This is a genomic window from Erwinia sp. L03-1 (genome assembly GCF_058686115.1).
On sequence record NZ_CM178762.1, the window covers coordinates 3,569,859 to 3,595,520 of the forward strand.

The window sequence follows — 25,662 nt, forward strand, 5'->3', positions numbered from 1 at the left end:
CAACACAGGCATACTACTTCGGTAACTCGAATGAATCATAACCTTTTGCAGTTGGGAAGAACAAAGACGCCCCTTTCCCAGGAACAAACTCTATTGAATCATAAGCAGCTATATCAGATATTCCATAGAATGGAGAGGGTCTAAAAATTTCACCCCCTTGCTTATCATATAAAACGAAAAAATAATTCTCATTTTTTAAATACTTATACAGAGACATGGGTGATAAAACCTTTGACAGGTATATGACAACTTTGTATTGTTTGTCGGGACTATAGCTTTCAAATACTTTTGAGTAAGTCCCGCTCAAAATAGTTGATGGAAATAAAGTCCATGCGACAACAAGCAAGGCTACAACCATCCATTTTATCTTTAGCACACTCATAAGCCCACCACCTTATCTTTGGGTAGCGGTTCAATCCACATGACATCAGAAAGAACAATAAAATCACCACCTGTATTATGTTTTCTTTGCCAACGACGAAAATCCGAGTTAAATACAGGCACAAAACCTGAGTATTCTCGTGCCAGTACTCCCCACACGCCCGAAAGATAGGTCGACATATAAATCGCTGAAGATTTTTTGTCCAAAATTCTGTCGTTACTCCAAATACCTAATGGCTCAGGTGTTGTCCCTTCATCAACAAAATCGTATGTATCCTTAAGATAAAAGCCGATCCTTTCGATTAAAAAAACTCTTTTTCCATCAACTTTACTAGTTTTTCCACGTACACAAACTTTCAGTGTTGAATTTCCCATTGCCCCATACCATTCATTTACGGTATCAATTTTACTACCGACTGGCAGAATGTTTACCTGAGCGCTTGCATCAAGTATTCTGACATCCTCGGTATAACCAAGCGATATTTCACATTTAGCATCATTACTAATCTTATTCAATTGATCATTTAAACGCCTAATTCCTTTTACGCTCTTCCAGACACGACTGAGTTCGCTTATTCCGTTTTTTACCTGTTCAAACTGTATGGCCCAGGACATCTTGATAATATCACAATCAATCTGAGACTCTGGTAGCGTTGCAGCAGCAACATTAAGTGCTGCTTGTTTGGACTGTGCAGTAAACCCATAAGCAGGTTTAATACTAAACCAATGCCGCATTAATTTTGCAGCCACTGTCCATTTCATTTTATCCATTGCATCCGGAATCATATCAATATGGAAAAAATCCACACTGACTTTCTTTTCCTGCTGTTCCTGTTCTTTGGTTGTGCTCGTCGATGATACTGCCATTATCTTGTCCCTACCCTTATCTGGTACACATAATCCAGAGCCACGCTTTCTTCTGCGTCTGAATTCACCGTATGCGTCAGGGCAGAGTCTGTTCTTCCCTGTATTGCCCCTGTCGGAGTCTGAATCTGGTAGGCGAACTCCATATCTTCAGCTCCCGTAAATGCATCTGAAACTCTGAAACAGGCAGCGTTCGGGCCACATGACAATGCTGGCAGAATCGATGGCATCTCTGGCAAATTTGCATCCAGTGAAGTGCTACCCGTCGTCGCCGAACGCTTAATCTTCCGCGTATAGGTCGTGTCCGTCCCGTACTCTATTTTCCCGCCTTCGATAATGAGGTAACTCCCGCCACCTATCAGCGTCACTTTCTTCTTACCCGCAAACAGCATATCGCTGGCCGATATCAGGCTCAGCTTCTGCTCCGCACTGATGTGCATTGCACCGTTCTGCGCCTGTAGCTGCACCGGGCCTTCGCTGGCGTTCAGGCTGAGTTTGCCCGCTCTGGCAAACAGGCCAGTATGCTCACCCGCCAGAATGGCGGTGTTACCCATCGACCCGCTGCTGAAATCCCCCGAAGCATTCATTGCGACGTTCTGACTGGCGGCCAGCTGCATATGCTCACCGCTGGTGAACGCCACGCCCTGCGGGCCGTGGCAGTGAATCATCCCGTTCAGCGGCTTCAGGCGTTTATCGAACATCGCTATCTGGCTGGCAATATCCGCCTCCAGCGCCTGCGCCTGTTCTGCGGCGGCCGCCAGGGCCTTTATCTGCTGCTGGCAGACGTCGATTTCCTTCAGCGCCGTTTCCATGTCCAGTACCTCACCTGCCGCTTTGCTCTGCCCGTCTGCGGTAATGAACAGCCCTTTTGCCACGCGGATGACGCCGTACTCGTCGGTGCGCAGTTCAAAGCCGGTGCCCCGCTGTTTATTCTGCCCGTCAGCGATATGCCCCTGGTTCAGCTGCGTACTGCCGAAAGGGGTGGTCAGCGCGATATGCTCCTGCCCGCGCTGGTCTTCCATCCGCAGTTCATTGGCAGCAGGGGTGCGCAGAACGTTCTGGCTGCGGTTGTCACGGGTAACAACGTCCTGATGCTCTGAGTCGTGAAACGCGTGGGCGATATACGGCCGGTCGATGTTGCCGTCGTCAAACGCAATGCCCACTTCAGTGCCATCGATAAGCGGCGTGTGCCAGCCGTAAGTGTCGCCTGAACAGGGTTTGGCCTGGCGTATCCACAGAGAGTGGTAGCCCGGCTCTGCGTCTTCACGGCTGAAGTCCAGCTTCACCCGGTAGCGACCCTGGCTGTCCAGATGCGCGTAGATGTCGTGCTTCTCCCGGCTCTCGATACGGGCCGGCAGCGTGCCGTGTATCTTTGGTCGGGGCAGTTCAGCCGGACGAAAGCAGAACTGTTCGCTGTAAGGCATGCCCCATACCGACACATGCAGGCGTGTGTCTCGGGCGGCGCTAAATGTGGCCAGCGTAATCAGCAGTCCGTCCTGCAGGTCATTCAGGGTGCTGCCGTCTGTCTCCAGTACCCTCCCCGGCATCAGATGTGCGGCGTTGCTGAACAGATGCAGACGGACGGACTGATTCAGCTCGCGCTCGTGGTGAATACGGGCATAAAACGCCCCGCTCTCCGTTTCCGGCTCAGAGGTGCTGTCGTCGCCCGCCTCGGGGAATGGGCCGCCGTAGCGGCAGTGCTCCCCGGTGGTGGTGGCGCTGTTTCTGACGGCGACCGCGGCGTCCATCGGCGTGCTCGCCGTGCGGTAGTTATAGTCCCGGGTGCGCACCAGACCCGTCACCGTATTGTGCCAGCTGCGCAGGTCCCACACCGATTCCGCTGCGCCGTCATAAAGCGCCGACGGCTCCTGATACGGCACATGAACATCAAACTGATAAAACTGCTGGCTGTCGGCAAAGGTCAGCGTGTCCAGCCCGGTCACGTCATTGACGCCGGTGCGGAACCAGATACCCACCTCAGAAAGGATGCGCTGAATAAACTGCAGGTCGGTTTCGCGCCACTGGGTGATAAGCTCACGCTGGGGGTACGTTTTCTCCAGCCGGAACTCAAAATCCGCCCCCTCCAGGCTGTGCTCTCGCAACACCTGCTCTGCCAGCTCCGGCACAGAGATATTCTGGTATACCGCGCAGCGCCGGGTATACCCCAGCAGCGCCAGACGGGACGAGAGCGTCACGCTGTAGTGCGTCTGGTCGGCGGTGGTGCCCAGCCATTCGAACGCGGTGAGTATTCCCTGCACGACCCGGCCACTGAGCATGTTGAGCGTCGCGTACTTCAGTAATACCTCTTCGGCGGTCACATCGCTCTGTGGCGTGGTGAACTCAATACGCCACTGCGACGGCGCACTCAGCGCCTCACGACCGTGAAAGTTCAGTACGTCCGGTTTTACCCGGCTGTCGTTTATCTCAAAGGTGTAGCGCTTTTTTCCGTCAAACAGCGCCAGCCAGTTGTCCATTGCCATTAACGTTACTCCTTAACGGGAAGCAGGGTCAGAAAACCACTCCCCAGCTCAATGGTACGGGGTTTGTCGGGGTCGAGATCGTCACGAGTCAGCACCAACCGCCAGGCGTTGTTCTTCATCTCCGGGCGGTTAAACAGTCCGACCACTGCCACATACTTCGCCTCCTCGACCATCGGTATGTTGAGGGTGACGCTGCCTCCGGGCATCACCAGCAGGGATTTGCTCGCGACGATATCCTCTTCGAGCACGCTGTCGGCGGCACGAAGTAACGTCTGATAGTCGGCAGCATCCACTTTCTGGCGGTCCTTTAACTGCCAGACCTGGATCATGGTTGCCAGCGGCGTCTGCGCGTCATCGGCGTTGACCGCCGCGCGCGGTTCAAAGTCGAGATGCAGCACTTTTATCTTTTTGTAGAAAATGGATTTGGTCACGTTGACCGTGCCATCGGTGACGGTCTGCGTCAGGCCACAGCCGGCAAGCACACCACAAAGCGCGAGCAGGACGACCTGTCGCAGAGAAACGGATGTCATTCAGAGGTTCCTTTCAGAATAAACAGCAGAACTAATCGAAGCGGTAACCGCCATCCTGTGCCTGAGGAAGCGGCTTGCAGTCCAGCCCTTCGTAACAGCCAAGGCTGACGGTCAGATGGGTACGTTTACCGGGCCTGTCGTTTTTCAGTCCCAGCACACCGGTACGGCCAAGCTGGACGCGGCGTTTTTGCCCCAGGCGGGGTTCTGATAGCGCACTCACCGGGACGGTCAACCGCAGCCGCACGTCCGAGCGATAGCCCAGGTAAACCCGCAGCAGCACCATCAGATCCGTATGCAGTTGCCCGCCGGGCAGCCAGCCCCCGGCTTCTTGCTGATTGTGGGTGGCAAGCATCAGTAAGATGCGGCTGCAGGCTTCTTTCCCGGTTTTACCCAGCGTCGCCCGCTGTGACAGGGCAATGCGGTGGCCTTTACCCAGACCGCTGCGCTGCGACACCTGGACCTTCAGCGGGTCCGGGCTGGTAACCGTCGCAGTGGTGTCTGGCGCCAGCAGGCTCACCAGTTGGCGAATACCTTCGGCATTGCGGGTCGGCAGGCGCATGGTGCCCAGCAGCGCGAGGAAACGGGAGACCGGGGTGGCAACATTCTCTGCCGTGCCGGGAATCCCCAGGCCCACCAGCCCCAGCAGACACTGTGAGGTGGCATCCGTCGCGCCAGGCTCAAACGTGGCCGGGTACGCGTATTTACGCCAGATACGGTAATACTGGGTGGTGATACGGTGGCTGAAGATATCGAGAAAGGCCGTAGTCGCCTCAACCCCTTCGCGACGCTGGGCAATATCATCCAGATACGCGGTCGGTAGCGGTGAGTCCACGCCGTACATCCCCATAAACGTGGTACGTACGGTCGGCGGCAGTTCCGGGCGATCTTCGTCTGTTTCTACCGCACAGAGTTCACTTGCCGGGAAGCCCATCCCCGGCCAGGGACGAAAACGCACCGGATCGCAGGTCGGCCTATCGGCGGTGCCCAGCAGCGGCCTGCCGGGCGATTCCTGTTCAAGCAGCTGGCAGAAGCGGTAAAAGTTAACCCGCCAGATATCCTGGCCGAGGTCTTCGGTCAGCCTGGTACGTGCTGGCTGTGGCTCTCTTTCCATTGCAGTCGTTTCCCTGTCGGTTGCAGTACCAGCGTCAGCTGATTGAAAAGGTGAACATCAGCATACAGCGCAAAGAAACGATGCAGCATTTCACCAAACAAATTCACATCGCCCTCGCCTGCGAAGTTGTCCGCATTCAGCGTGACTTCAATATCCACCCCGCGCAGCATATAGCCGCGTTCGAAACGACGTATCAGCGTATGCTTCACGGCGACGATAGCCTCCAGACGACGGCGGTTCATCTCATCGTCGGTCCAGTCATACAGCGCCAGCGTACCGCGCAGCACTTCCGGGTTATCCATCATACTCAGGAAGCTGGAGCCCAGATGACTCATCACCCGCCAGTGAAAACGGTCGTTGGCCGGTGGATAAAGCGGCAGCGTCGGCGCATTCAGGTTCAGAACCTTGACCGGCACTTTACCGGCTTTCACCACCCGGTCGAGCAGCGTACTTTCCAGCGCCTTACGGGGCAGTTGCCCGTTGGTACCGGTGATGCGCATGGATAACGACTCTGGCTTTTCCGCCAGTTGCTCTATCTCGAATGACCGCCCGCCGAGGATAAGCCAGGTGTCATACAGTCCCGATGGGCCGCGCTTTACGCGGGTATGGAAGTAACGCTCTGGCGCATCATGCCGCATCATGCCGCCACGGTGACGAAAACTGGTGAAGGGTACGTAGGGATGCTTACCGTTTTTTACCGCGCCGTGGATGTTATCGACGCTGTAGATTTCCGTGTGACCGTCCTGGATGCGCAGCGGACGCAGCAGGTATTCATTTTCCAGCGGGTCAATGGTCAGCGGGTCGGCTTCCAGGGTGAAGAGGTTAATCACCGGGGCACAATGCAGGCGGAAATTGTCGGTTTCAAAAGGCATATCGGATGGCCAGCCGCCATCGAGCACAATATCGGTTTCAAACCAGGTGGTGTCCTGATTAAGTCCGGTCAGTTCCAGCCCACGCAGCTCCACAAACATAAACTTCTGGCGGAAGCTGAAATACTCCAGCAGCAGCTGGTAGCCACTGAACGCCGATTCGCCTTTCGGCCAAAGTCGCTCAGTATCGTCAAAGCCCATCGGCTTACACCAGCCATCAAAGCGTACACGTTCGGTGTGGGTGTCGGCATGCCGGGCATACATTGCCTGCACCCGGCGGGTCAGCGCCAAATGCAGGGCCGACGCGACAGGGCTTTCGGCATCAAGATAAATGGCGACTTTATCGATCCCGCTTTTCGCCCAGTTCACCTTGCTGGCACACTCAAAACGCAGGCGGATGACCGCACGCCCGTCCGGCTCAGTCTGCAAACGCGCGTCAGCCAGATGGAGTGGCTGCAGGGGGATATCGCGGGTAGTACGGTACTGGCAGACGGTTTTACCCGGCCCAATCGGGCGTGACAACACCGGGAAGCCTTCCGGCAGGACCTCAGCCTGTTTCAGCAGTTGCCACTCCGGCGAGAACGTCACCACCGACAGCGACGGAATGGTACGCATGTAATGCGGCCAGAGCAGGCTCACCAGCCCTTCGGTCAGCTCCGGCAGGTCATCATCGAGTTTTTCACGCAGACGGCCCATCAGGAAGGCAAATCCTTCAAACAGCCGCTCCACATACGGGTCACGGGCACCGGTCTTGTCGAGGTTGAGCATGGCGGCACGGTCAGGGTGGGCGCGGGAAAATTCTTTACCGGCTTCGCGCAGATAGCGCATTTCTGCCTCGTAATAACGCAGGGTTAAATCATCCATGCACGGGATTCCTGAATGTCGTGGTTGTCAAAAAGAGGTTATCAGGCGCAGCCTGTTCAGCCGCACAACACCATCGCCCGGGCGGGATCGATAGCAATCAGTCCGGCCAGCAGCGCATCCATTTCCGGGGCAAGACGGGCTTTATCCGTTTCACCTCTACCGGCTTTCAGCCGTAACAATTTCAAACGCCTGGCCTGCACTTCAAACAGCAGTGCAGGCTCCCAGTCGTTAAGCGTCAACTGTGGAGCGCGGGTTGTCAGCTCGCCAAGCAGGTGAAGTGCCATCTCATTGCGTCCGAACTGTTCGGCAATTCTGGCCATCAGCAGGCGTTGCAGCCAGCGACTGCGGGGAGAGTTCATTCCAGGTCGGGTCTGAAGCCAGCCCAGCGCCGCTTCCGGACCTTCGCTATCGCCTTTGGCCATCGCTTCTGCCTCCAGCGCGAGAATGTCATCCGTTTGCCCGCCACCCGCAACGACTGCGGATTCATCACCGAACCCCACCACATCGTTATTCGCCTTTTCCGCTATCCAGTTGAGCGTCACTTCGTCCGCAAACGGAGTGCCGTCGCTCCAGGCGAGCTGTTCCAGACCCGGCAGGCGGGCCAGCAACAGCTTCAGGTCACTGGTGATGTAATCGGCCCAGCCCTCTCTGGGCTGCCCGGCGCGGGTCAGGCCCTGCCAGAGATACCACTGTAAATCGAGCCAGAAACGGTTGCCTCCCTCACAAAACATGGTGCCTGCCTGCTCCACCAGCTCAGTCCAGCTCTGTTGCAGGTACAGACGTTTAAGCTGTGCGCGGTAATCGGGTTTAGGGGGCGAAAGACGGGTCCGACCACTGGCATCCAAAGCCGGTAGCTGGCCCACCGTATCCCAGCGTACGGCTTTCATCAGGCGATGTGATGCGAGCCAGCCATCAGGCTGTTCGGCCAGCCAGCCTGCCAGCACTTTCGACTGGCTCAGAAACTCACCTTCCGATTTCACTGCATTTGCCAGCGCTGACAGTCTGACAGACGATGCCGGAGAGTTTTCCGGATTGCCGGCCGACTGCGGCATCAATCCCTCCAGGCCGCCGGAACCCGCAATCCGGGCCTCCAGCATGCCGGATAATCCATCGAGTGAAGGACGTACGCTCTCTGGCCAGGTCTCCAGGAGCGAGTCCAACAGGCAGAGCACCGCTGCGGTTTGTGAGGTTTGTTCGCGGGTGGTATCCGGCCAGCGGGAAAGCGTGTCCTTTATCTTCGTGCTGTTCAGCCATTCCAGTGCCGATTTGCGGGCATTGGCGCGACGCGGATGGCAGTGCTCTCCGTAGCGGGTCAGGAGAGCCGCCAGTAGCTGCAAGCCCTCACATAACCCCTGCTCGCCGTCGCGTTGCAGGCGGGCAAAGCAGTACCAGGTCACTACCCGAATATCCCGGGCGTGATGGCTGAGAATGCTTTCTGCCAGTCGGCACAGCATGTCGCTATCGGTGCCGGAGAGCTTGTTGATTTCCTCGCGCATCAGTTGGAAGTCGTCGTCGTAGGCGGGGTCTTCCCCCGCCCCTTCAGCGTCAGTCAGCGGTTGCAGCCAGTTATCCCACTGAGACAGGCTGCTCTGCTGGCGTGTAAGCCGTGCAGATTGCTGCGCTTCATCAGGGAGACAGAGTGCCAGAAGTGTTTTTGCCGTTGCCATGTTATTCCCCCTCCGTGAAGGCCTGGTGGCTGTTCACGGCATCAGCCTCCACCGAAAAGACAGACGCCGGTAAGCGGAACCCCTGAAGTTTTAGTAACGCCAGAGGACCCTCGCCCAGCTCACTGCGCAGTATAAATTTTAGCGGATTGCCGTCTGAAGCGATCCACACCAGCTGGGTGCGACTGCTGTCGAGCGGGGTGATCCGCGCTTTACCCAGCAGTCGAATAAAGCCCCAGTTCCCCTGGATATGCTCGTACAGCCGCATTTCAGTGTTCACCGACCGCCAGCTCATATCCACACCGGGATAGTAGGTATTCCCCGGCCAGATAAAGCTTTGCCAGCTCTCCATCTGGTTGAAATAATCCAGGTTCTGACCGTCCAGCGTCAGCTGTACACGCGCCACATTACGCGACGGCCGTGCCATCAGCTCGAAGTGAACACCGGCGTCACCCTGGGCAAAGATAATGTCTGAGATATCCGCCAGCTGGTTGATAGCAGCCAGGAACGCCGGGTTAACGGTCATACCCTGACTGGCCGATGGATCCACCACCCAGTGGCTACCCTCCTGATGCAGGATCCCACCGAGATTGGTTTTCAAAAAGGCGGCAATACGACCCGAGTCCCCACGCAGGAACTGCGCCAGCAGCGGGAGTGAGGCATCACTTCCCGTGGCCTTGAACGGATAACGCCCGGCAAATGCCGTGTTCCACTGCGAGACGATGGTGCTCTGCCAGCGGGCATTCAGGCTGGCAGCCGCAGGGGCGAGCACCTGACGCCAGGCGAGATCCAGTGGCTGAACGAATAGCGCCTGACCAAATCCATTCCACTCCTGACCCAGGCTTGCGGCGACAAGGCTGCCATAGTCACGGGTATCCGTCAGGTCGATGGCTTTGCCCTGGAAAACCGTCTGGGCCAGCATCTGCGCCATCGCCTGCGGGTCCGGTGCGCTGGTCACCTGCTGTAGTTTCAAACGAACCTGAGTGACGCGCGCCAGCCAGGACTGAAAGCTCAGGTTACCGTTGCTGCCGGTGCCATCCTTGCCAGCCATCAGGCCATTCAGCGGGCCAAACACCGCATCCAGCGGACCTTTTGGCCCCTGTGCCTCAGTCGCAAATTGCTGCGCACGCTTTTTGCTGCCGACCAGCCTTTTGGCCGAATCCACCAGAGAGTCAGCCAGTGCCTGTCCTTTAGCGCCGGTCTGCCCCTGCCAGGCGAGCGTGTTCATCAGGGCCACCAGGGGGGACTGGCGTACATCAGCCAGCAGGTTCAGTTGCGCAATCGCTTCGGACAGCGAGCTGGCCTCCTGCCACTGAATGCTGTTGGCCATGTTCAGCCAGGCATTACCAAAATCCGTGAAGTAGCGTTCAGTCAGCCGCCGCCTGAGGGTTTCCGGTGAGATATCACTGCCTGGCTGATAGGTTTTATCGGTCAGCACCCAGTCAATTTCGTCACGCCGGGTTTCCACCACCGCATCAATGGCGCTCTGCACCTGCTCTTGCCATGCCTGACGGGTGAACATCCCCGGCACCACCTCCTCTGTGCTGAACAGGAGCGAGGCATCGGCACCGCCGGTCATATCAGCCAGTGTCAGATCGGGCCAGTTACTGGCAACGCGCTTAAGCATGTCCTGATACAGCCCTGATTCAGCGTTACGCTGTCCAATCTGTTTAAGCAATATCTGACGTACGGTGCCAACCAGTTCTGCATCAGGCTTTATCTTCCATTCAGGATGAGCAGGCAGATTCTGGGCAAAGAAGCCCAGCAGTTTCGGGGCCTGTGTCTGCCAGGCGCTGACAGACACACCGACACGTCCCGGCCAGGCCTTCAGCATATTTGCAGCAAGCCAGGATGCATCGGCTTTATCCGGGCGAGCCAGCATCAGGTACCCTTTCAGCAGGTTATAGGTCTTCCGGGTCGCCGCGGTTCGCGCATCACTGGCCGGCGGCAGCTGCACAAAGGCATTCAGCTGGCGGTGAAGTTCGTCTGCCAGTGCATCACGCATCAGCGCCTGGTTATTACGGGCATACAGCGGCCAGAGCGCAGTCAGGGTATCGCGGTCCTGATTCAGACCGAAGCGGGTATACCACGGCGCACCGTGAGCTTCCCGGTCCTGCAGGCGGGCGATCGCCTGCTGCAACACCAGCTGGTTACGCAGACGCTCCGTGAGAGGTTGTCGGGTATCGGCCGCAATCTCAGCGGTATCCTGCGCCTGATAAATCTGAGCGCGGTTGACCACCAGAGACAGCAACGTCCCTGCCCCCCACAGCAGAGCCAGCGTCAGCAGGACCAGACGCAGTACGCGCTGCCAGTGAAAGCCGATTTTACGGGGATGCACCTGCAGGCAGTCTTCTTCAAGCGCCTGCCACGCAGGATGGCTTAAGCGTGCATGCGGCAACGTGGCAGTTGCCACAAGCGCAGGACTGAACATCACGCCACGCAGGCGATAAGGTGCGGGCCCGCTCATCAGACTGGTCAGTAACGGGATCAGTTCCTGCTTAAGAGGGCCACGCAGTTGATCGGACAGCTTCATCATCCAGTCATGGCGGGTATCATTCAGCAGGACCGGCATGCCTGCCCGGCGCAGACGTGATGAAAGCGAGGTTAGTGACGCAACGGCCGCCTCCGGTGCGGCCCCCGGACCAAACAAAGCGCCGGTTGTCGGAACGCCCTCCCCTTCCTGGCTCCAGGCTTCTTCACGAATAAACCAAAGCCAGATCGGTGCCTGCCAGCCCAGCATCACGTCAGCTTTCTGACGGCTGCGCACCAGCGTATCGAGCGCGGCGGCATCCGGAAGTGTTGCGCAGTCCATAACCTGCACAATGCCGTCGACAGGGCGCTGCGGGCGAATCTGATTGAGCACCGCAACAAACTCAGGGTCCGGTGTGGCTTTTGCCTGCCCGGCATGGATCAGGACAATGCCGTCATTTTCCTGCCAGTGGTCGCGTTTGAGCCCCGGAACCACTTTCGCAATATGTTCATCGCTGCCCTGGACCAGCAGCAGACGAACTTTTGATTTCCAGCGGCGGCTGTAGCGCAGGCGGAGGTGATCGATGAGATCAGAACTATTGAAAAATCCACTGCCAGTTTGATCTTTTAGAATCAAAGGAGACTGAGTTCCCACTAACCGTTTTTTGTTTTCTTCAAAAACAGTCCTGACACCTGATCTCCCTGCACGATCAAATAACCGTTCGATTAGCCATCCGAGGAGGCCAACAACGAGAATTAATACCAGACACCATATCTGCAGCTGAGTATTATTAAGTGGGCCAATGCCGGTCCAGACCACCATCTTTTCAGGTAGGGCCATGAACAAATACACAAAAATGGCGATTATAAAGATAAGTGTAAGAACGATACTCCCGATAAGTGTTTTTACTTTCACATTTTGTCCTGTCGTATCCCTGTGTTATCGCCGGGTTTCACGCCGGCAATCCATACGTCATTTGTAACAGTTTTGATGGCTATTATTTGTGCTGTGCCAGAGCGGGTGGCGAGTGAGGATATCGCTACAGCAAGCCAGGGTGCTGAAACGCCAACATAACCAATAAATTCGTCGATATCTGTATGTTCTTCCGTCATGTTGAGCGTTAATCCATTTTCTTCACATGCAGAATACCACTCTCCACTTTGTGAAAACTCCAGTCCTGTTACCCAGCTTCCTTTGACCTCTTGAGGTGATAAATTTCCCCACATCAATGCACGTGAGAGCGTTTTAGTCAGAGAGTCATTTTTGTTTTTTTCAGGCCGGGATAACTGCACTGCCTCAGGAATTTCCGGATGTTTTCGGTTTAACATTAAAGTTAATGTTATTGCCTCACCCTCACTCTCTTGGGGCATTTCACGTATCTCAGCACTCAGAGCCAAAAGCAATGAAGGCTTACGCCATGCGCTATCAAGCCAACAGTCAAGCGCCTCAAAACCTTTATCCTGGAGCAAGGTGAACGAGCGCCCTGTTTCAGTCATTAACACGGCAGATGCTATTGTTGTAATATCCGGGATGTTTGGAGTATCGAAGTCAGTTACTAACAAACATGCTATGTTCTCAGGAATTTTTGTGAGTACCGGTTCAATTTGTGCAATGAGTGTTTTAAGTACCTCTTTAAATTGTTCCGTTTGAGACACACTTTCAAAACCAGATAACTTTGAATGCCGAATGATGCGTCTTCCTTCGCGGGTCTGTTGTACCTGCACTATTGGCGATGAGGATTTTATTGCCGATAAGATTTTATCGCTTCCACTTCCAGCCTGAGTTATGACACCTGAAGCAACAAGCCAGGCCGCTCGTTGCCCACGCTCAACCTCTTTACTCCACAGGGTATTACGGTTGGTATTCCAGGATTCCGCCCAAACCTGGTCGGCTTTATAAGCAATGCGACGTAACCCAAATAATATCCCCCACATACAAGTCGGGACACCAAGCGCAGTAAACCAGAAAAACAGCCCTTGTCTCTCGCAGGTCCAAAATAAAAAGGATAATGTACAGCCAATAATCAGGAGCAATACCAGTAGGCCTGACCACTTAAGTGTATCAGGCCGTTTTATTTTGGGGGCTTTATCAGGCACTTCATCCAGAAATACCGGCATATTTACCCTACCTTCGCCGCCGAGAATGAACTGATTAGAGTGCAACCACATGCGCATTTATGTCCATGAAATGCAACGGGGATCCCCTGATCAAGATAATTCGGATTGCCCTCAATAATTGTAGTAGGTCCATGCCCTATTATCGGACATGAGACTTTATCCCCTTTACGAGCAACGCCAACACCTCCAAATTTCATCGTACCGGAACCCGTTAATACAGCTCCGCCATGTGTTGTTTTATCACCTATTCGGACGATCGCTAACATAGTTATTTATCCTTAAATTACTTTAACTCACTTAGTTAATAAGTAAATTCATCAAGCTATTTTTACACTAAAAAAATAAAGTCGCGCCCTTATCATTTTCATAACCAACATTCGCTAACCCTCCTGGGTAGTTTACAATATTTCCCCTTTATAAGTCGAAATCAGATACTCTTTTATTTTACCGTCATCACTCGGTGATGTATTAAAGGGGACTCTTGCTATCTAAAGTTATTTTTTAATGACTTTAGATAGTTCACAACTCCTACTAAAATATTTTCTTTGGAACCTGTATTTTCCTTAATCAGCCTTTGATACATGGGGATATTTTATCATTAAGCCGATCACAGCGTAGAATATTATTAACTTCATATGAATCAAGAGGTGATAATGATTTTCTAATTTTAGTTATGGAAGGTGTCGCAGATATAAAATCAAACTTTTCAGAGTCTTTACTATTAGACTCTGCTAATACATCTTTTCCTTTTTTCCAATTATATCAAAACGCTTCACCATCCCAATCACTGACTACACACCCATTACGCATATCTAAAACACTGCAACCTGCTTCATCCACTTCATTTTCTCAATGAAAGCTTCCGTATACGCCTTCCAGACTCCCAGTGACGGATCCTGCGACAGCGTGCTCAGATAGCTCTTCCAGCATCCATCATCCTTGCCGTAATACCACTCACTCGGGTGTTTCACTATTATCCGGTAAAGATGGTCCCGGTACGAAGGATTATGCACCGCCTGCAAATACTCCTGTTCCGAATACTGCCCATCATTATTCGTGTCTATCTGCTTCAGCAGGCGATCGTAATTATACTGGTTCAGTGCACGGCTGGTGTCCGTTTCATTCTGCGCAGCTTTGTGCAGTTCTTCCAGTATGCCTTTAACCACATTATCGGGATGATGAATACCGTCTATCAGGTCAAAACTCTCTGGTGTCTTATCCAGGGTAATAAATCCCTGAGAGGCCAGGTCAAACTGCGCCACCTTCTTCACGCTGGCCGCCGCCATCCAGCCGCCTTCCGGTCGCACCTGGCCTTCCTTTTCATTTCATCTTTTTCATACAAAGACATCAAATTAAAAAGGTGATTATTTCAGGTCAAAATCATCTGATTTAATCCAATATACTCTTTTTTTACCTGATGAAGGTGTATATTCAAGTTGATAAAATGCCCCATCATTCGACATATCCAAAAGTTTAAATAAATCACCTCTCACTAAATATTCTTTTAATTTTTTTTTCTCATCTGGCATGGAATACAAGGTGGCCTTTTGAGCCAAAATTACACCACTCAATGGTTTTCTAGTAGAGTAATCACCACCTTCAGATATTAACTCCACATGGTTTTTCACACCATTTGTATAATACGTTCTCTTTACCTGCTGGCAATCAGCACAAGAATCAGATAACAACAAATCCCATGCTTTTTCTGATGAAATCTGGTAAACATCATTAAACCACACCCCCTGATCTCGATAAGAGCTTACAACATTGCCATTAACATCTGATAGATTGCATAACTTCCCATCTTCGCCAGCAGAAGGTTTTTTTTCTACTTTGTTACCTTTTACATTAAAAATAACCACGCATTTATTAACATCACTTTCACTGCTTAGAGAAATATATTTATTATTATTCAATGTTATAATTTCAATATCTGCATAGCCTTTTGCTATGAAATTATGTACAGATTCAGGTAACGTCAGCCCATCACATGATTTTATATTGCAGTCAGCTGCGTACCCATTTACAGTTACTAAAATGAGACCCAGCGCAAAAATAATTACAGCACCTTTAAATAAAATTATTCCAACCCCCATTCTTTTTTGATTACTTTGAAATATGATTCTCTTTCAGGTAATCCATTCCCCCCCCCATTGACAGCAAGGGTGATCAGCTCAACATTATTTTTTTCTTTGTCAATTAGCACATTAATATCGCCTTTGGCATCATATTTCCTGTGAATGCCGCCATTATTCCGCCAAAACCAGCAAGATGCTTCAATTGCATTGCTCATTACAGAGGCCACTAGTTCAGGGTCAGTAACATAATCAACGCCTGAATAACTGGATAAACGCTGATAATTCTTTTTCCAAGTTAGCTGTATCAACCCTCTCCCTTTATAGCGGGGACCATCACCTACAACCGTATTCCCATTCTTAATCGCATCCGGATGTTGTCCTGGATCATAATTATTCCCCGAACCAAACTCCAAAGTTGTATCGAAATGAGCAGATTCATGTAAGCATTGAGACAGGAAATGAGCCTTGTGATAAGCACCTGTAATACCATATTCAGTTAATTTCTCATTAAATTGATTTACAAAACTATGCTTATCAAATTCATAAACTTCAGGGTAACTACTTTTGAAGTAATTCGCAAAGGCCTTCCCCCCTCTTTTTCCGGTAAACCAAGGATTGGTATGCCCTAATAATTTCTCAATCAATTCAACAGTAATTTCAAAATCTGGCATTGATTTTATTGCATCCAAAAACACCACAGGATGCATATGCCACGGGTCCCCCACCATCCCCGTCACCTGCTTCATCCACTTCATTTTCTCTATAAAAGCTTCCGTATACGCCTTCCAGACCCCCAGTGACGGATCCTGCGACAGCGTGCTCAGATAGCTCTTCCAGCATCCATCATCCTTGCCGTAATACCACTCACTCGGGTGTTTCACTATTATCCGGTAAAGATGGTCCCGGTACGAAGGATTATGCACCGCCTGCAAATACTCCTGTTCCGAATACTGACCATCATTATTCGTGTCTATCTGCTTCAGCAGGCGATCGTAATTATACTGGTTCAGTGCACGGCTGGTGTCCGTTTCATTCTGCGCAGCTTTGTGCAGTTCTTCCAGTATGCCTTTAACCACATTATCGGGATGATGAATACCGTCTATCAGGTCAAAACTCTCTGGTGTCTTATCCAGGGTAATAAATCCCAGAGAGGCCAGGTCAGACTGCGCCACCTTCTTCATGCTGGCCGCCGCCATCCAGCCGCCTTCCGGTCGTACCTGGTAATATGCCGCGCTAAGGTTGTCTGTTAATGCTTTGCCGTCTGCGTCCACACCCGGCACTTTTGCGCACGTAAGAATGCCGGGCGCACGACTTTTTCGCGTGGTACTGACCATTTTACCCGCAGCATCCGGCATATAAAGCTCCGTTCCTTCCGCATACTTCAGGTATACCGGATTGTGCTCACCGGCCTTACCCCTATTCTTTGATAGTCCTTTTAGCTCATAGTTGGATTAACTTTTTCCCTTTAGTTGAATGCTACGTGTGTTATATCGATAAAAACCTTCAATAATCATCAAATTTAATCCAACGCCCCCTATTAATGATTCATAAATAATTTATTTCCTGCTTGATGATAATATTATTTTTTTTCCTTTAGATATTTAATTCGCCCATTGGTTTTATCCAGCAAACATTGCTGGTATATACTGGAAAATGCAGTTCCAGTTCTCGATTCGTAGGTTTCATAATCACAATCGGCATCTCTCATTTTTATCCACGCGAGTTGAGATTTTTTCAGATAAATATCTTTTGACTTACTCTGCCCATAAAAATCAGCACCTTCTTCCTTATACTCTTGAATTTGCTTTTTATAAATATAATTTAGCACGCCATCTTTTTTAGCATATTCACTTTTAATTTTTAGATAATTATCCTGTTCATTTGAAGAGTCAGCATATACAACAGCTGAAAATGAAGAAAAAACCAGCATCAATGCAAAATACTTATTCATTATAAATATCCTTTCCGTTCATTGAATCTCTGTACTGGTACACCAAAAGAAGCCCTCCAGTGAGAGTTTGACATATTGCTTTTAAATTGACTTTCTCCAGATTTAAGATCTTTCATGAAATATTGCCTTGTTCTCGGAGAGTTATCTCCTCGGAACGTTAAATCAACTAATATATCCTGAACGTTCTGACTGTATGATCCCAATTCAGCTGAAATTTGTACACCATCTATACTTGCGCCTTTGGATATCACCCGTTTTGTTACGTTGTACAAATGCTTATAAACTGCATTAAAGAGGAAGTGCTGCTGCTTCCTGGTTAAATATTGTTCGTGTTTAGGCACATGCTTATCGATACCAAGACAGTAGGTCAGTGCAGCCGTCCCTTTGAATCCTACGCTACCAAGAAGCCATTTTTCTAACGTTGAAGGTAATGGTTTAGCATCTCTTTCCATGTCTTTAAAAAAGGTCTGGATATAAGTTTTTGACTGTTGACCAAAATCCAATCCTCGCCCAAATGTAATCCCTGAGAGCCCAATCACAACACCTTTATTATTCGGGACGTGCGGGTGACGAGAAAAGTAAATACTGTTCTCGATATCATTTCCCTCTGCATTGAACGTGAGTTGTCCTTTGGGCACTTTTAGCCATTTAGTATCCATTTCATCGCTTTCAGAATCACGAATACTATCCAAAAACACCACCGGATGCATATGCCACAGGTCCCCCACCATCCCCGTCACCTGCTTCATCCACTTCATTTTCTCTATAAAAGCTTCCGTATACGCCTTCCAGACTCCCAGTGACGGAGCCTGCGACAGCGTGCCCAGATAGCTCTTCCAGCATCCATCATCCTTGCCGTAATACCACTCACTCGGGTGTTTCACTATTATCCGGTAAAGATGGTCCCGGTACGAAGGATTATGCACCGCCTGCAAATACTCCTGCTCTGAATACTGACCATCATTATTCGTGTCTATCTGCTTCAGCAGGCGATCGTAATTATACTGGTTCAGTGCACGCCTGGTGTCCGTTTCATTCTGCGCAGCTTTGTGCAGTTCTTCCAGTATGCCTTTAACCACATTATCGGGATGATGAATACCGTCTATCAGGTCAAAACTCTCTGGTGTCTTATCCAGGGTAATAAATCCCAGAGAGGCCAGGTCAGACTGCGCCACCTTCTTCATGTTGGCCGCCGCCATCCAGCCGCCTTCCGGTCGAACCTGGTAATATGCCGCGCTAAGGTTGTCTGATAATACTTTGCCGGCTGCGTCCACACCCGGCACTTTTGCGCACGTAAGAATGCCGGGCGCACGACTTTTTCGCGTGGTACTGACCATTTTACCCGCAGCATCCGGCATATAAAGCTCCGTTCCTTCCGCATACTTCAGGTATACCGGATTGTGCTCACCCACCTTATCCGGGTTAGTCAGAAAAACCGGCAGTTTACTGTCAGCGCTCAGGCACTCAATATGCACTTGGTAACGCGAGCGTTTCCCGTTTTCCTCCGGCAGCTCGTAAAACCCCAGATGTCCGATGCTGTCTCCGGCGCTGATGGCTGTTGCCTTTTCCGGCACTACCCCCTCCCCGTATTTTCCTTCCCCTGCTGATGGTGTACGCACGGCAATCAGATTGTCATTATCCGACACCACCCAGACCCGATCACCTTTCTTTAAAGGGTTTCGGAAAAGATAATTGTAACAGTTACAAAATATCTACAAATTTAATCCATGCAACGATGACTTTTGATTTTTTCACGTATTTAATCTTTAGCATTGAATTTTCATACCCTTGAACTTCAACAACATCCCCCTTTATTAAGTAGGGCTTACCTCGCTTTTGTATTTTATTTTCATTATATAAATATGACTTCTCACTCCCGATTAAAGTTTTAAAATTACCACTAAGCATCAAATTATTAGATGCAAGTAAGCTCTCCGTATCCGCATTAGCTAACGTCATACCTTGTAATACTTGTTTTTTAGTACAAAGAGTCAGTAAGACCGCAGCGTGTTGTTGCTCAGTAGAAGGCAAGGTTATTTCTTTACAAGCGGATATCATACTTGGAGTATATTCAGAAGAAAAATTAAATATGTAAGAATCCCTTGGATAAGCCATGACCAGAGAAACACCACCTGTTGATGTTGCATCTAAATACAAACTATTTTCCTCAATGGAGGATGTAATAATTTTACTATTACAAAAGACTTCCCCTTTTGTATTTGTATATTTTAGGTTATAGCCTTCATCGCTTTTTTCTATTATCCATACACTCCCGTCTTCATTTTTAACTTCACTAAGCAATGCATTATTTTTTGCAAGCACAGAGTTTGAAAAAAAAATCACTATAACAGATAGAAACAATATTTTAAGAGCGTCCATTTTTCACCATTTACTTTTCAAGTATTTATACGATTTTTCAATTTTTTCATTATACCCAACCTGTCCGGCCCCATTATATTTTCTGGCAATTTCCAGCCAATCTTTATCAATCATTGACTGAAGCATTCTTTTTTCCTTAACCAAAAATATTTTGAAAAATTGCAGATGCTGCTTTGCACAATAATTTTGTGCCTCAACTAATTCTTTAGTGGATTTATATAAATGGTAATAATACTCACCCATGACTTGAAATTTCCCCCAAGAGCAAGACATATTTGCAGCGTCGTAATTAATTACTCTAGCTCTTACCAACCTTTCATATTGTTCACTATCCGAACCATAAGTATAGCTACTATCATAGGAATGAATAATCTTAGGCTCAGAGGATTCAACCTCTCTTATTACTTCAGGCTTTACACCTTGAATTGCAGCTAATCTTTTCATGAAATGTCTTTCATAAAGAATCGTTGCATGCCTCACGCCGCTTACATATTGCTTAAATGGCACCTTATCCCCCGTTTCAGCTACAGCAATCGCTCTTAATACTTCTCGTTCCACACCTAATTGGTCTGCTAGCACTTCAAAATCAGCCTTAGTAACATCTTGTGCACCTGACTGACATGGACGATCAACAATCCCTTGTTTGTAGCAATAACATTGTTTATTCACTGTACGCAGACAATCCAAAAACACCACCGGATGCATATGCCACGGGTCCCCCACCATCCCCGTCACCTGCTTCATCCACTTCATTTTCTCTATAAAAGCTTCCGTATACGCCTTCCAGACCCCCAGTGACGGATCCTGCGACAGCGTGCTCAGATAGCTCTTCCAGCATCCATCATCCTTGCCGTAATACCACTCACTCGGGTGTTTCACTATTATCCGGTAAAGATGGTCCCGGTACGAAGGATTATGCACCGCCTGCAAATACTCCTGTTCCGAATACTGACCATCATTATTCGTGTCTATCTGCTTCAGCAGGCGATCGTAATTATACTGGTTCAGTGCACGGCTGGTGTCCGTTTCATTCTGCGCAGCTTTGTGCAGTTCTTCCAGTATGCCTTTAACCACATTATCGGGATGATGAATACCGTCTATCAGGTCAAAACTCTCTGGTGTCTTATCCAGGGTAATAAATCCCAGAGAGGCCAGGTCAGACTGCGCCACCTTCTTCATGCTGGCCGCCGCCATCCAGCCGCCTTCCGGTCGTACCTGGTAATATGCCGCGCTAAGGTTGTCTGTTAATGCTTTGCCGTCTGCGTCCACACCCGGCACTTTTACACGCGTAAGAATGCCGGGCGCACGACTTTTTCGCGTGGTACTGACCATTTTACCCGCAGCATCCGGCATATAAAGCTCCGTGCCTTCCGCATACTTCAGGTATACCGGATTGTGCTCACCCACCTTATCCGGGTTAGTCAGAAAAACCGGCAGTTTACTGTCAGCGCTCAGGCACTCAATATGCACCTGGTAACGCGAGCGTTTCCCGTTTTCCTCCGGCAGCTCGTAAAACCCCAGGTGCCCGATGCGGTCTCCGGCGCTGATGGCTGTTGCCGTTTCCGGCACAACCACCTCCCCGTATTTTCCTTCCCCTGCTGATGGTGCACGCACGGCAATCAGATTGTCATTATCCGACACCACCCAGACCCGATCACCTTTCTTTAAAGGGAGATTATCTTTGCCAAGCGTGACCAGGCTGAAAATACGGTTATCCGGGGTGCGGGTAAACGCAGGAACACGCGCATCAACCGTCACTGGAATATCTTTTGGCAGCTTACCGTTGTTTTTCCCCGCGCTGATATCCTCAGAACTTAAATATGTTTTAAGTACCCTGCTGGTTTTATAGCCCTGTTGTTCCCCGGTTCCAGTCTGGCAGGCCGGGGAGCACTTCGCCCACCAGGATGGCGTTTCTGCCCTGACAGAAAGCGGCTTCAGCCAACCCCGGTCTGATACTGTCCAGACTTTATCACCCGCCTTCAGTGACCCCGTATCATTCACCACCGCCACCTCACAGAACTGGCGATGATGTCTGGCGGAGGTCATCACCTGCCCGCTCAGTTTTACGCGGGTGCCCGCGATTAACGTCCCCGCTGCCTTTCCGGTATTCACTTCGTCCTGCGAGCTGTAATAAAGCTGCCCCTTCGCTGTTTCCCTGAGACTGGCATCAGTTTGTCCATAGGCAGACATCGGGGCCAGATTCATGTACAGAGTATGGAAGGTTAGACCGCCGCATGGGTTTTCACCCGGCTGGATATAGTGTTTAACCAGCACAAACGATGTTGAGAAATAAAGCTTATCGCCACGCCAGGCGATAAAGTCATAATCTTCACAAACCCGGTAAGCCACGACTTTACCATCGGCCATACAGCTGACAGCCTGCTCACCGGGATAAGGTTTATTGACATACGCCAGCTCTGACGAATTTTCACCGGTTAATGCACACCATGGGGCAGTGGTGTCCGTTATGTGGATCCCCCCGTGCCACATGCCCTGACTGCCCACCAGATAAAGACCTGAACTCTCCCCTTCGATAAGGCCAAGCAGTTCTTCTGCATTACCGAACGCCCTGCCTGTTCCACTGGCAGGTATTGGGAAACTGATTTTAGGTATTAACGCCATTGCTGTTGCTCCCTGTTATTCACTGGTCCATTTGGCAGAGTTTTTCCCGGTAATGCTAATATCAGTTTTTTTGAAATCAGGTGTTTCTGCGGGGAGGGTATTCCCGGAACCAGGAACGAGATAATTCACCGCTTTGGTCGTAAAGTCCCCATGAGTCCCGTGCTCAATACCGCTTTCACTCAGCTTCAGGTATGAGCCGCCACCGTTAAGCGTCAGGGTTTTCGGCGTACTGATAATAATTTCATCCTTGCTGCTGGTGACCGTGAACTGCTGGTCGGCACTCATTTCAAGCGTGCCGTGCTGGGCGCGCACTTCGACATTACCCAGGTTGGCAATGACTTTTGCCCCACCTTTATGCGCAAATAACCCCAGTGACTGCTCCGCGCTGACCGTGACATTTTTCATTGCCCCGATATCAACATGCTTACCGGCGGTGATCATGATGTTCTGTGCACTGGTCAGCTGCAGGTGCTCGCCTGAGGTGAACGCCATTCCCTGCGGGGCAGAGGCCAGCACAACCGCCGACTGCAAGTCTTTCAGTCGGCTCTGCACCAGATTATTCTGCGTCTGAATATCGCAGGTCAGGGCTTTCGCCTGTTCGGCAGCGCCGTTCAGCGCCTGCATCTCGCTATTGGCCTGAGTTATCTGGCTGACGGCTGGCGTCATTTCCAGCATCTGTCCCTGGCCTTTTATCTGCGCATCTGCGGTCAGATAAACGCCGCGGCCCGCACGCAGGACGCCAAACTCGTCGGTGCGCAGTTCAAAGCCGGTACCACGCTGTTCACGCTGGCCATCCACAAGATGGCCGATATTCAGCTGAGTCTTGCCGTATTCAGTTGCGAGCTTGATGTGCTCTTCCTGACGCTTATCTTCCAGGCGAAGTTTGTTGTTTGCCGGTGTACGCAGGACGTTACGCGTGTGGTTATCATTGGTGACGGGGTCCGGGTGTTCAGAATCGTGCTGGGCATAGGCGATATACGGGCGGTCAGGATCACCCGCATCAAACATCACCGAAACTTCGGTACCGTCAAGCAGGGGGGCATGGAAACCGTATTTATCACCCGCGTAGGGTTTCGCCATCCGTAGCCAGAGGTAGGCATAGCCCTGTTCACGGCCATTGCGGTCAAAATCAAGCTTCACCCGGTAACGCCCCTGACTGTCCAGCCAGGCATAGATATCGCCTTTCTCGGTGCTTTCCACACGGGCAGGCAACGTACCGGCAATTACCGGGCGATTATGTAACGGTGGGCGGTAGCACACGGCTTCACTGTAGGGGATCCCGGTAAAGGTCATCGTAAAGCTTTGCTTACGCGAACCACTGCTTTGCACACCTGTGATGACAATACCGTCTTTCAGGTTGGCGGGAAGCGAACCCTGCGGTTCAAGCACCTCACCCGGTGCCAGCACCGGACTGGTTGTTTTTCCGACAACCCCCTGCTGCGCATTCAGAATGCGTTCATGACGCAGCCGGGCGTAATACGCGCCGCTTTCCGGGGTATCCCTGTCACCTTCACTGAGGAAAGGTTCTGCATAGTGATAAACCTCACCCGTCGTGATGCCCTCGATGCTGCTGACTGACGCGGAGCTGTCCAACGGCGTCAGTGCCTGACGGTAGTTGTAATCCCGGGTCGCCACGCTCCCGGAGACAACCTGCTGACGGGTTTTGATATTCCAGACGCTGAGCTGGCCGTTATCACTGGTGCGCGACGGCGGGATTAGCGGCAGAATCACCCCAAACTGATACTGTGCCGGGCTGTCCTGAAAAATCACCACGTCCTGTTCCAGGCGGCCATCCATTTCAAAGCGCCAAAAAATACCCACTTCGGCCAGGAGACGCTGGATGAACTCCAGATCGGTTTCACGCCACTGTGTGATGAGCTCACGCACCGGGTAAGACTGCGACAGACGCCATTCAAAATCGGGCCCTTCCAGCCCGTGTAAACGCAGGATTTTCTCAACCACTTCCGTTACGGACTGATTGAGATATATCTCGCTACGCCTGGTATGCTGTAGCAGCGCAATACGCGGCACAATATTGAGCGTGTAGTGGGTCTCATCAGCCGACGTTGAAAGACGCTGAAAGGTGTGGACCACGCCATAGACGGTGCGCACTGGCGTGGCGGGCATTCCGTTATACAACGGTATCTGGAATGTAAACGCCGCCGGTTTAAGCAGCACGCCGTCACTGGCAATGTCACCCGCAGTACAGGTCACCCTGACGGTATAGTGCCAGGGCTCACTGAGTTTTTCTTCACCCCGAAAATTGAAAACATCGAGAAAATGCGGACACGCATGAACATCCAGCCTGTAGCGGGACATCCCCAAAAGCGCATCTATTTTGTCCTTTGCCAGGGCAGTTACAGAATCATTCATCCTCTCTCCCTCACTCCCGCTTTTTCTCAGAGGTATATTTTTAATACTGAAAAATATACCTCTCACGCAGCTTAGTTATTATTTCCGCTCAAATAAGAAATGCGTTCATTTGTCATTTTAGCCTGACATTGATAAATGCCCGTTCTTTGGCTGACATCCATCGTTTCTGAAGATGCATCAGAAATCTTTCCGCATTTTTTTACTTTGTCATTAATCCAAGTCAACTGCTCATTTTTCAGTGCATTTCTTGCTGAGTCAGGGAGTTCTTTCCATAGTGCATTCAATTCTCTGTCCGCGTTTTTATAATTTGATTGTGCATGGCCCAGGGAACTCTGAGAGAGGGCCTTGACGATTCGCTCTTTATTTTCAGCTAACACGCTGACATTGAACATCACGTCGGAAATATCACTTCTGCTGAAATTGCTGAAAATGATGTCTTTGTTATTGTCTGCAAGCTTCGCGTTATAGCTAACATCGTTCCAGACCACGCTACCATTGTTGATTTTCCCATACGCGCCCGTGACAGAACGTAAATAACCAGGGGCGTTACTGACTACATCCAGTGTTTCCAGAGGGATTTTCAGTGATATGGTCGCTCTACAATTCAGACCATAGCTCCGACTCCCATCCGTCGACACATTTGTAATATTTAAGACGATGCTGTTAAGCGCGCTCTGATATGTTGAAACAGGCTTGTCATATCCATATTTATTTTTGGTCAAAAAATCACTCTGAAGCAAACCTGATGCATCATTCCTGATGTAATCAGAAAGCGCTTTAACTGCATCAACTCTTCCACATTTAAAATCATTGGAATCAAACAACCCGGCATTTGCCGCATTGGAGAACACACCAACTGCAACCAATAAGGCTAATTTTCTGAACATCATTTTCATCTCCCTTTTATTT

At 50.7% G+C, this 25,662-nt stretch carries 19 protein-coding genes; all 19 read right to left on the minus strand.

The annotated features are described in order from the left end of the window. Nucleotides 1-13: 13 nt before the first annotated feature. The 19 genes from AC4PCC_RS16605 to AC4PCC_RS16695 all read right to left on the minus strand — a co-directional run bounded on the left by AC4PCC_RS16605 (nucleotide 14) and on the right by AC4PCC_RS16695 (nucleotide 25,643). Complete coding sequence (locus AC4PCC_RS16605; protein WP_492125246.1) at nucleotides 14-382, minus strand: DUF6201 family protein; 369 nt, start codon at nucleotides 380-382, stop codon at nucleotides 14-16. After that, nucleotides 379-1,248: a DUF6402 family protein gene (locus tag AC4PCC_RS16610; protein ID WP_492125247.1), complete on the minus strand. Its 870-nt coding sequence runs from the start codon at nucleotides 1,246-1,248 to the stop codon at nucleotides 379-381. The genes AC4PCC_RS16605 and AC4PCC_RS16610 overlap by 4 nt, the downstream gene beginning before the upstream one ends. Continuing rightward, nucleotides 1,248-3,719 carry a type VI secretion system Vgr family protein gene (locus AC4PCC_RS16615; protein ID WP_492127550.1) on the minus strand — a complete coding sequence of 824 codons (2,472 nt, stop codon included), beginning with the start codon at nucleotides 3,717-3,719 and terminating at the stop codon, nucleotides 1,248-1,250. Before AC4PCC_RS16615 ends, AC4PCC_RS16610 begins: the two co-directional genes overlap by 1 nt. Nucleotides 3,720-3,730: 11 nt before the next feature. Next, nucleotides 3,731-4,255, minus strand: coding sequence for a type VI secretion system lipoprotein TssJ (tssJ, locus tag AC4PCC_RS16620; protein ID WP_492125248.1), 525 nt, complete (start codon nucleotides 4,253-4,255; stop codon nucleotides 3,731-3,733). 31 nt (nucleotides 4,256-4,286) lie between these two features. Then, the gene (gene tssG, locus AC4PCC_RS16625; protein ID WP_492125249.1) at nucleotides 4,287-5,366 is read right to left on the minus strand and encodes a type VI secretion system baseplate subunit TssG; all 1,080 of its coding nucleotides are present in this window, start codon (nucleotides 5,364-5,366) and stop codon (nucleotides 4,287-4,289) included. Next, nucleotides 5,330-7,099, minus strand: coding sequence for a type VI secretion system baseplate subunit TssF (gene tssF, locus AC4PCC_RS16630; RefSeq protein ID WP_492125250.1), 1,770 nt, complete (start codon nucleotides 7,097-7,099; stop codon nucleotides 5,330-5,332). Before tssF ends, tssG begins: the two co-directional genes overlap by 37 nt. A gap of 56 nt (nucleotides 7,100-7,155) precedes the next feature. Beyond that, nucleotides 7,156-8,766 (minus strand): type VI secretion system protein TssA, encoded by a 1,611-nt coding sequence (gene tssA / locus AC4PCC_RS16635; RefSeq protein WP_492125251.1) that lies wholly within the window; start codon nucleotides 8,764-8,766, stop codon nucleotides 7,156-7,158. A gap of 1 nt (nucleotide 8,767) precedes the next feature. Then, nucleotides 8,768-12,148 (minus strand): ImcF-related family protein, encoded by a 3,381-nt coding sequence (locus AC4PCC_RS16640; RefSeq protein ID WP_492125252.1) that lies wholly within the window; start codon nucleotides 12,146-12,148, stop codon nucleotides 8,768-8,770. Continuing rightward, nucleotides 12,145-13,407, minus strand: coding sequence for a hypothetical protein (locus AC4PCC_RS16645; protein WP_492127609.1), 1,263 nt, complete (start codon nucleotides 13,405-13,407; stop codon nucleotides 12,145-12,147). The genes AC4PCC_RS16640 and AC4PCC_RS16645 overlap by 4 nt, the downstream gene beginning before the upstream one ends. Continuing rightward, the gene (locus tag AC4PCC_RS16650; protein WP_492125253.1) at nucleotides 13,353-13,616 is read right to left on the minus strand and encodes a PAAR domain-containing protein; all 264 of its coding nucleotides are present in this window, start codon (nucleotides 13,614-13,616) and stop codon (nucleotides 13,353-13,355) included. The genes AC4PCC_RS16645 and AC4PCC_RS16650 overlap by 55 nt, the downstream gene beginning before the upstream one ends. A 546-nt stretch (nucleotides 13,617-14,162) precedes the next feature. Next, nucleotides 14,163-14,657, minus strand: coding sequence for a hypothetical protein (locus AC4PCC_RS16655; RefSeq protein WP_492125254.1), 495 nt, complete (start codon nucleotides 14,655-14,657; stop codon nucleotides 14,163-14,165). Between the two features lie 57 nt (nucleotides 14,658-14,714). Then, on the minus strand, nucleotides 14,715-15,446 hold the full coding sequence (locus AC4PCC_RS16660) for a hypothetical protein (protein WP_492125255.1): 732 nt from the start codon (nucleotides 15,444-15,446) through the stop codon (nucleotides 14,715-14,717). Next, complete coding sequence (locus tag AC4PCC_RS16665; protein ID WP_492125256.1) at nucleotides 15,431-16,783, minus strand: glycoside hydrolase family 19 protein; 1,353 nt, start codon at nucleotides 16,781-16,783, stop codon at nucleotides 15,431-15,433. The genes AC4PCC_RS16660 and AC4PCC_RS16665 overlap by 16 nt, the downstream gene beginning before the upstream one ends. Before the next feature lie 224 nt (nucleotides 16,784-17,007). After that, complete coding sequence (locus AC4PCC_RS16670; protein WP_492125257.1) at nucleotides 17,008-17,379, minus strand: lysozyme inhibitor LprI family protein; 372 nt, start codon at nucleotides 17,377-17,379, stop codon at nucleotides 17,008-17,010. Continuing rightward, the gene (locus AC4PCC_RS16675) at nucleotides 17,379-19,025 is read right to left on the minus strand and encodes a DUF8812 domain-containing protein (RefSeq protein ID WP_492125258.1); all 1,647 of its coding nucleotides are present in this window, start codon (nucleotides 19,023-19,025) and stop codon (nucleotides 17,379-17,381) included. The genes AC4PCC_RS16670 and AC4PCC_RS16675 overlap by 1 nt, the downstream gene beginning before the upstream one ends. Before the next feature lie 55 nt (nucleotides 19,026-19,080). Continuing rightward, entirely contained in the window at nucleotides 19,081-19,758 is a 678-nt protein-coding gene (locus tag AC4PCC_RS16680; RefSeq protein WP_492125259.1) for a hypothetical protein, read from the minus strand. A 3-nt stretch (nucleotides 19,759-19,761) separates the two neighbouring features. Continuing rightward, nucleotides 19,762-22,380, minus strand: coding sequence for an N-acetylmuramidase domain-containing protein (locus AC4PCC_RS16685; protein WP_492125260.1), 2,619 nt, complete (start codon nucleotides 22,378-22,380; stop codon nucleotides 19,762-19,764). Between the two features lie 15 nt (nucleotides 22,381-22,395). Further along, a complete protein-coding gene (locus AC4PCC_RS16690) occupies nucleotides 22,396-24,753 on the minus strand; it encodes a type VI secretion system Vgr family protein (protein WP_492125261.1) in 2,358 nt (785 codons plus the stop codon). A 71-nt stretch (nucleotides 24,754-24,824) separates the two neighbouring features. Continuing rightward, complete coding sequence (locus tag AC4PCC_RS16695; RefSeq protein WP_492125262.1) at nucleotides 24,825-25,643, minus strand: lysozyme inhibitor LprI family protein; 819 nt, start codon at nucleotides 25,641-25,643, stop codon at nucleotides 24,825-24,827. Nucleotides 25,644-25,662 lie beyond the last annotated feature (19 nt).

What these genes read in the sequence shown, in the direction of transcription:
- AC4PCC_RS16695 (WP_492125262.1), bottom strand. Translation starts at nt 25,643, where the DNA reads ATGATGTTCAGAAAATTAGCCTTATTGGTTGCAGTTGGTGTGTTCTCC.
- AC4PCC_RS16680 (WP_492125259.1), bottom strand. Translation starts at nt 19,758, where the DNA reads ATGGACGCTCTTAAAATATTGTTTCTATCTGTTATAGTGATTTTTTTT.
- AC4PCC_RS16690 (WP_492125261.1), bottom strand. Translation starts at nt 24,753, where the DNA reads ATGAATGATTCTGTAACTGCCCTGGCAAAGGACAAAATAGATGCGCTT.
- AC4PCC_RS16610 (WP_492125247.1), bottom strand. Translation starts at nt 1,248, where the DNA reads ATGGCAGTATCATCGACGAGCACAACCAAAGAACAGGAACAGCAGGAA.
- tssF (WP_492125250.1), bottom strand. Translation starts at nt 7,099, where the DNA reads ATGGATGATTTAACCCTGCGTTATTACGAGGCAGAAATGCGCTATCTG.
- AC4PCC_RS16660 (WP_492125255.1), bottom strand. Translation starts at nt 15,446, where the DNA reads ATGGGGGTTGGAATAATTTTATTTAAAGGTGCTGTAATTATTTTTGCG.
- AC4PCC_RS16665 (WP_492125256.1), bottom strand. Translation starts at nt 16,783, where the DNA reads ATGCCGGATGCTGCGGGTAAAATGGTCAGTACCACGCGAAAAAGTCGT.
- AC4PCC_RS16650 (WP_492125253.1), bottom strand. Translation starts at nt 13,616, where the DNA reads ATGTTAGCGATCGTCCGAATAGGTGATAAAACAACACATGGCGGAGCT.
- tssJ (WP_492125248.1), bottom strand. Translation starts at nt 4,255, where the DNA reads ATGACATCCGTTTCTCTGCGACAGGTCGTCCTGCTCGCGCTTTGTGGT.
- tssG (WP_492125249.1), bottom strand. Translation starts at nt 5,366, where the DNA reads ATGGAAAGAGAGCCACAGCCAGCACGTACCAGGCTGACCGAAGACCTC.
- AC4PCC_RS16615 (WP_492127550.1), bottom strand. Translation starts at nt 3,719, where the DNA reads ATGGACAACTGGCTGGCGCTGTTTGACGGAAAAAAGCGCTACACCTTT.
- AC4PCC_RS16645 (WP_492127609.1), bottom strand. Translation starts at nt 13,407, where the DNA reads ATGCGCATGTGGTTGCACTCTAATCAGTTCATTCTCGGCGGCGAAGGT.
- AC4PCC_RS16670 (WP_492125257.1), bottom strand. Translation starts at nt 17,379, where the DNA reads ATGAATAAGTATTTTGCATTGATGCTGGTTTTTTCTTCATTTTCAGCT.
- tssA (WP_492125251.1), bottom strand. Translation starts at nt 8,766, where the DNA reads ATGGCAACGGCAAAAACACTTCTGGCACTCTGTCTCCCTGATGAAGCG.
- AC4PCC_RS16685 (WP_492125260.1), bottom strand. Translation starts at nt 22,380, where the DNA reads ATGGCGTTAATACCTAAAATCAGTTTCCCAATACCTGCCAGTGGAACA.
- AC4PCC_RS16605 (WP_492125246.1), bottom strand. Translation starts at nt 382, where the DNA reads ATGAGTGTGCTAAAGATAAAATGGATGGTTGTAGCCTTGCTTGTTGTC.